The following is a 5,320-nucleotide window of genomic DNA, read 5'->3' on the forward strand; positions in this document are numbered from 1 at the left end:
CCCCGCCATTAGGGATGTTTAACGTCCCCGGCTGGGCATTATGCAATTCTCGCGTCATGACTGTCAGTGCCATCTCGCCCTGACTGGCCAGTTCGCCAGCGGCGCGGTTAGTCTGATAGGTTTGCACCGAGCGCACGATGAGCGCCGTCGCGCCCACGGACAGGATGCCCAGGATGACGATGGCCACAATCAGTTCGATGAGAGTGAGGCCCTCTTGGGCAAACGCTATGCTGGCAACAGAAGCCACGGCTTGCGGTGTTTTATTATGACTCATGGGTGGTTAACCTGCCCCCTTGCCCTTGCCCTTGCCCTTAGCGCCTGTGCCTGTGCCCATAAAGGCATATTTCGTGCGCCACGCCCCCAGGGTGATATCCGCACCGCTGGGGCCGGTCACCCGAACGGTCAGGTATTCTGCCGTGGCCCCGCTTAATGCAGAGGCAGTGCAGTCGACGGCGACACCATAATCATTTTGGCTATAAGCGGTATTGCACAGGTGAGTGCAATTGCAGTTAGGGAAAGGCTGTGCATAAGGGGCCGTCATGGCGGCCTCCAGTGTACCCTGAGCGATGTCCGTGGCTTGCGCCGTCGGCACCGGATTGGCACCGAAGCGACCATACCAGACCACGGGGATGATGAGGGCGGCCACGAAACCCAGCAGAACCATGGCCATCACCAGCTCGACGAGAGTGACACCGTGCTCTTTTCCCTTTCCTCTCAATGCCGCCCTCCTCATGCGCACGGTCCGGCATAGGCCAACCCGGTGGGGGAGATGCACACCGCGCGGCTTTCGCCGCCACCGTCGACGAGGGTGATGCTGCTGGTTTGAGTGGCATTGGCCACGCTGCCGGTGGCACTGGTGAAGGTGAAGGTGGCGCCGACCTGGGCGCTGGCCGGGATGGTGATGGGGTAACCCTTACCACCAGGGACCGGCAGGTTTTGCCCGACGCCGTTTTGCACCGCCACAGTACTCCCCTGAAGACTGAGGATAATGTCGCCGTTGCCCAGCAAGGCCAATTGCCGGGCGTATTGGGCGGCGGCAATCACATCACCCTGGGCGGCATTGGCACTGTAGCCCCCGATGCTCATGAAGCGGGGCAGGATGAGCGCCGCCAGGATGGCGGCAATGATCAGAACGGCAATGACTTCGATGAGAGTAAAGCCGCGGTCGCCCATTTGCCTGTCCATGCCTGTATAACGGAAAAGCCAAGGAACGGAACGCTCCCTGGCCTGCCGTCCTACTGATGGGCTATATCAGGAGCAGTCGGTGGAGGTGGTAACCACCGTGGGCATTGCCCCAGCACCAACGGAACTGTTGGCAGCGGTGTAAACCACTTCACAGCCAGCAGAGTTACCGGCCGAGGTGGGCCAGAATGTCGCTGTGGTCGAGCTGGCACTCACGCCGAAATTGGTGGTGCTCTGGAGCATGGTGGAGATGCTGGCACCCGTAGGATAGCCATAAGCCAGAGCCACCGTGCCGTTAGTGCCGGCCCCGGGGACGGAAATGGTGCCGCTGCTGCCCGTCTGGACAGGGGTGCTCACCAGCGCCTTGCTGTAGGCCAACGCCGATGCGGCTTGCAAAGAACCGGAAATGCCCTGCAACACGCTGCGCCGCGCGTCGTTCTGCAGATTCACAAAGCGGGGAATGGCAAAAGCGGCGAGAATGCCGAGAATGACGATGACAACGATGAGTTCAATCAGAGTGAAGCCCTGTTCATTGGAATTCTTTTGCATGGTATCTCCTTCGGGGGCTGCTGCCGGGTAACACCCTTGACAGCACACGATAACAGAAAAGCATAATAACGCTTCCCAGAACTGAGTCAATACGCCGCCCCTCTTTGAACAGACCGCTCTGGCGATCCGGCTATTGCTTGACCATTTTCACCATATCCCACATGGGCAGGTAGATGCCGGCGGCGAGGATGAAAACCAGACCCCCCATGATCACCACCATGATCGGTTCGATGCGCGCGGCAAGGCTGTCCACCTTTTTTTCCACCTCGCGCTCATAATAATCCGCCACCTCACCCATCATGCTATCCAGCGCGCCCGTTTCCTCGCCGACGCGCAGCATTTGCAGAACCAAAGGCGGAAAGAGTCCGGTGGTGGTGGCGCTCATGTGCAGACCTTCACCACGGAGAAGGGCCTTGGGGAGCGCAGCCAGCCGATCCTCTATGAAACGATTGTGTACCGCGCCAATGACCAGTTCCATACCCTTGAGAATAGGGACACCGGCGGTGGCGACCAATTGTAAGGTTCTGCCGAAGCGCGCCATGGCGTCTTCCAGGATCAGCGCGCCGAAAATAGGGGTACGCAACAGGAAACGGTCCCAGAGCCAGCGTCCGTGCGGTTGGCGAAGAAAGAGGCGAAAACCGTAAGTGGCGGCAAAGGCGATAATGAGGATCAGCCACCACCAGGCCACCGTAAAGTTGCTGAAGGCGATGAGCATACGGGTAAAAATAGGCAGGGTGATATGGGCGCTGGCGAAGAGTTTGGCGAAGGCGGGGATGACCATGATGTTGAGAATGACCAGGGCGACACCCAAAGCGATGGCCACAAAAAGCGGATAACGAAAAGCCTGGCGAATGCGGGCAAGGGTGATGTCCTCGCGTTCGAGATAGCCGGACAACTGCAGCAGCACCATATCGAGATTGCCCGTCGTCTCACCGACTTCTACCAGACGGAGATACAGAGGCTGAAAGACTTTAGGGTAAGCCGCCAGTGCGACGGAGAGCGGCTGACCATCGCCTAGCGTATGCTGCACCTGTATGAGTATTTCGCCGAGGCGAGTCTGCGAGCCATAAGTGCTGATCAGTCCCTCTATGGCATTGAGCACCGGGATGCCGGCGTGCAGCAGGGCATAAAGCTGGCGGGTAAAAAGGACGAGATCGGCGCGGCTGATGGGGCGTCGGTTGAGCCGGGTCCACAACTGTTCGATACGAACGCCCTCGCGGAACTCTTCCACACTGACGGGAATGAGTTGGTTATTGCGCAGGGCCTGCGCGACCATCGTACCTTCCCCGGCGTCCATAATGCCCTCGCGGAGCTGCCCGTGATCATCGCGGGCACGATAGCGGAAACGCGCCATCAGTCCTCCTCCGCTTCGCTGGTCACCCGCGCCATTTCTGCCAGCGTGGTAATACCCTCCCAAACCAGACGCATGGCCTCTTCGCGCAATAAGCTGAACTGTTTCTGAGTACTTGCGGCTTCAAGGAGTGCCGTCCGGTTATTACTGAGAATGGCTGCGCGCAGCAGTTGATCCATGCGAATCAGTTCGAAAACCGGTTGACGACCGCGATACCCGGTGAAATTGCAGGTGTTGCAACCTTTCCCGCAGAAGAAGGTGACGAAGTCGGGAGACACTCCGAGCTGGGCGGCAAAAGCCGCGCGTTCTGCGGGGCTGACATCATGGTCTTCGGTCTTGCAGGACGGGCAAATACGACGCACCAGACGTTGCGCCATCACCCCGAGCACGGCGGACCCGATCAGGAAGGATTCCACCTCGAGTTCCTGCAGTCGCGGAAAAGCGCCCACCGCGTCGTTGGTGTGGAGCGTGGCCAGTACCAGGTGACCGGTCAGTGCGGCGCGCGCGGCGATTTCCGCCGTTTCATGGTCGCGGATCTCTCCCACCATGATAACATCCGGATCCTGGCGCAGGATGGTGCGGAGCACCCGCGCAAAGTCGAGCCCGATACGAGGATGCACCTGCACCTGGCTGATGCCCTGGAGGCGGTATTCCACGGGGTCTTCCACGGTGAAAATCTTGCGTTCGATAGTGTTGATTTCATTCAGTGCCGCGTACAGCGTCGTCGATTTGCCTGATCCGGTAGGGCCGGTTACCAGGAACAATCCGTGCGGACGGTGCATGATGTTTTGCAGGCTGATCTCAATGTTGCGGGGCATCCCGAGCTCATTAAAATGCAGTAATGCGGTTTGCTGGTCCAGCAGGCGCAGGACCACGCTTTCTCCGTCCTGGACGGGCATGGTGGCCATGCGTACATCATAGGCCTTGCCCTCCAGTTCGAGATGCATTCGCCCGTCCTGAGGGAGGCGACGTTCGGCGATATCGAGATTAGCCATCACTTTGAGTTTGGACGCGACCAGCGGCATTAAACGGCCGTCCACGCGCAGATGCTCACGCAGGACGCCGTCCACGCGCAGCCGCACCCGCAGACCCGATTCTTCTGGTTCAAAATGGATGTCAGAGGCCTGCAGACGGGCGGCATCCGTAAAAACGGCGTTGAGCAGGCGCACGATGGGCGCATCTTCAGCGCTGCTCTCCAGGATCGGGGGCGGGGCCGAAGTGGTCACGGTGTCGCCCAGCGCCTCGCGCAATTCGGCACTTTTGCTGACCGCGCCATAAAGCTGGGGGAGGATGTGCAGCAACTGGGACTCGGAGATGAGGGCCATTTCCACGGGTTTGCCCATGGCCCGGGAAATAGCATCCAGAGCCGGTAGATCAGTGGGGTCGGCCATGCCTACCACATAGTGGTTGCCCCGGTCCTGCACGGGTATGGCACGGTAGCGTCGCGCCAGCGATTCAGGAAGCCGCAACACCAACTGCGGATCTAACGCCTGCTGCGATAAATCAATGCGTTCCAGATGGAGCTGACTAGCCAGAAAAGTCAGTAGACTTTCTTCGGTCACCAGGTGTTGGGCAATCAGTTCTTGCCCGAGTTTGCGCCCACTTCCCCGCTGCTGGATGAGGGTCATATCCAACTGCTCGGCAGTAATGATGCCGTTCTGGATCAGCAGATCACCCAGACGAATTTTTTGCAAACGAGAGGCCATAGCCTGATTGTCCTCCAAAGACTTTCAGCCAACACATTACAACTGGCTTCATCCAAAATGAAATTCCGGGTTCTAAACATGACGTCCATACACCCCATTGGGTGATTCGTCGTATTCTATGGCCCTTTTACTATGTTCCCCCGCTCATTACATGATCCAGCCAGAGGCTGGAGATTCTTTCCAGCAGGCGATTCTGATTTTGCCGGGCGGTGAGGTTATCCAGGTCCACCCAGGCCAGGGGCTGATCCTGCTGCGCACAGGAGAAGACCGCTTTGGTGCGCTGGCCGGTTTCCGGATCGATCTGCCATTGCAGGCACTGGGCACAAACCCCTTTGAGCATACATTGCATGGGACTGCCCACCGTCGCCGTTGTTTCCAGATCCGCGCGGAAATAGGGCTGCAATTCCGCTTTCAGCGCCTTTTGGAAGCCCTTGAGCAAGCCGGTAGAGCCCATCACCATCAGACGATCCACGCGGTTCAGCGGTATCCCCGCATCGCCCTGCGCCGCCTGTCCGGACAGGCGGCCCGCGCC

General features: G+C 59.1%; 6 protein-coding genes and 1 pseudogene. All 7 read right to left on the bottom strand.

The window, feature by feature from the left end:
• A partial coding sequence (locus M7F93_RS10905; RefSeq protein WP_298173286.1) for a PilW family protein occupies positions 1-274 on the bottom strand: 274 nt, incomplete at its 3' end.
• A 6-nt stretch (positions 275-280) separates the two neighbouring features.
• The gene (locus M7F93_RS10910; protein ID WP_298173289.1) at positions 281-718 is read right to left on the bottom strand and encodes a type IV pilus modification PilV family protein; all 438 of its coding nucleotides are present in this window, start codon (positions 716-718) and stop codon (positions 281-283) included.
• An 11-nt stretch (positions 719-729) separates the two neighbouring features.
• Positions 730-1,173 (bottom strand): prepilin-type N-terminal cleavage/methylation domain-containing protein, encoded by a 444-nt coding sequence (locus M7F93_RS10915; RefSeq protein WP_298173291.1) that lies wholly within the window; start codon positions 1,171-1,173, stop codon positions 730-732.
• 78 nt (positions 1,174-1,251) lie between these two features.
• A complete protein-coding gene (locus M7F93_RS10920) occupies positions 1,252-1,731 on the bottom strand; it encodes a prepilin-type N-terminal cleavage/methylation domain-containing protein (RefSeq protein WP_298173294.1) in 480 nt (159 codons plus the stop codon).
• A gap of 130 nt (positions 1,732-1,861) precedes the next feature.
• A complete protein-coding gene (locus M7F93_RS10925) occupies positions 1,862-3,085 on the bottom strand; it encodes a type II secretion system F family protein (protein WP_298173297.1) in 1,224 nt (407 codons plus the stop codon).
• Positions 3,085-4,788, bottom strand: coding sequence for a GspE/PulE family protein (locus tag M7F93_RS10930; RefSeq protein WP_298173299.1), 1,704 nt, complete (start codon positions 4,786-4,788; stop codon positions 3,085-3,087). The genes M7F93_RS10925 and M7F93_RS10930 overlap by 1 nt, the downstream gene beginning before the upstream one ends.
• A 130-nt stretch (positions 4,789-4,918) precedes the next feature.
• Positions 4,919-5,320 (bottom strand): annotated as a pseudogene (locus M7F93_RS10935) (pyridine nucleotide-disulfide oxidoreductase); the annotation flags it as partial.

The sequence above is a fragment of the Acidithiobacillus sp. genome (assembly GCF_027322205.1).
Taxonomy (GTDB): Bacteria; Pseudomonadota; Gammaproteobacteria; order Acidithiobacillales; family Acidithiobacillaceae; genus Acidithiobacillus.

Coding starts and splice junctions, on each gene's coding strand:
- M7F93_RS10915 (WP_298173291.1), bottom strand. CDS start 1,173: ATGGGCGACCGCGGCTTTACTCTCATCGAAGTCATTGCCGTTCTGATC.
- M7F93_RS10920 (WP_298173294.1), bottom strand. CDS start 1,731: ATGCAAAAGAATTCCAATGAACAGGGCTTCACTCTGATTGAACTCATC.
- M7F93_RS10925 (WP_298173297.1), bottom strand. CDS start 3,085: ATGGCGCGTTTCCGCTATCGTGCCCGCGATGATCACGGGCAGCTCCGC.
- M7F93_RS10930 (WP_298173299.1), bottom strand. CDS start 4,788: ATGGCCTCTCGTTTGCAAAAAATTCGTCTGGGTGATCTGCTGATCCAG.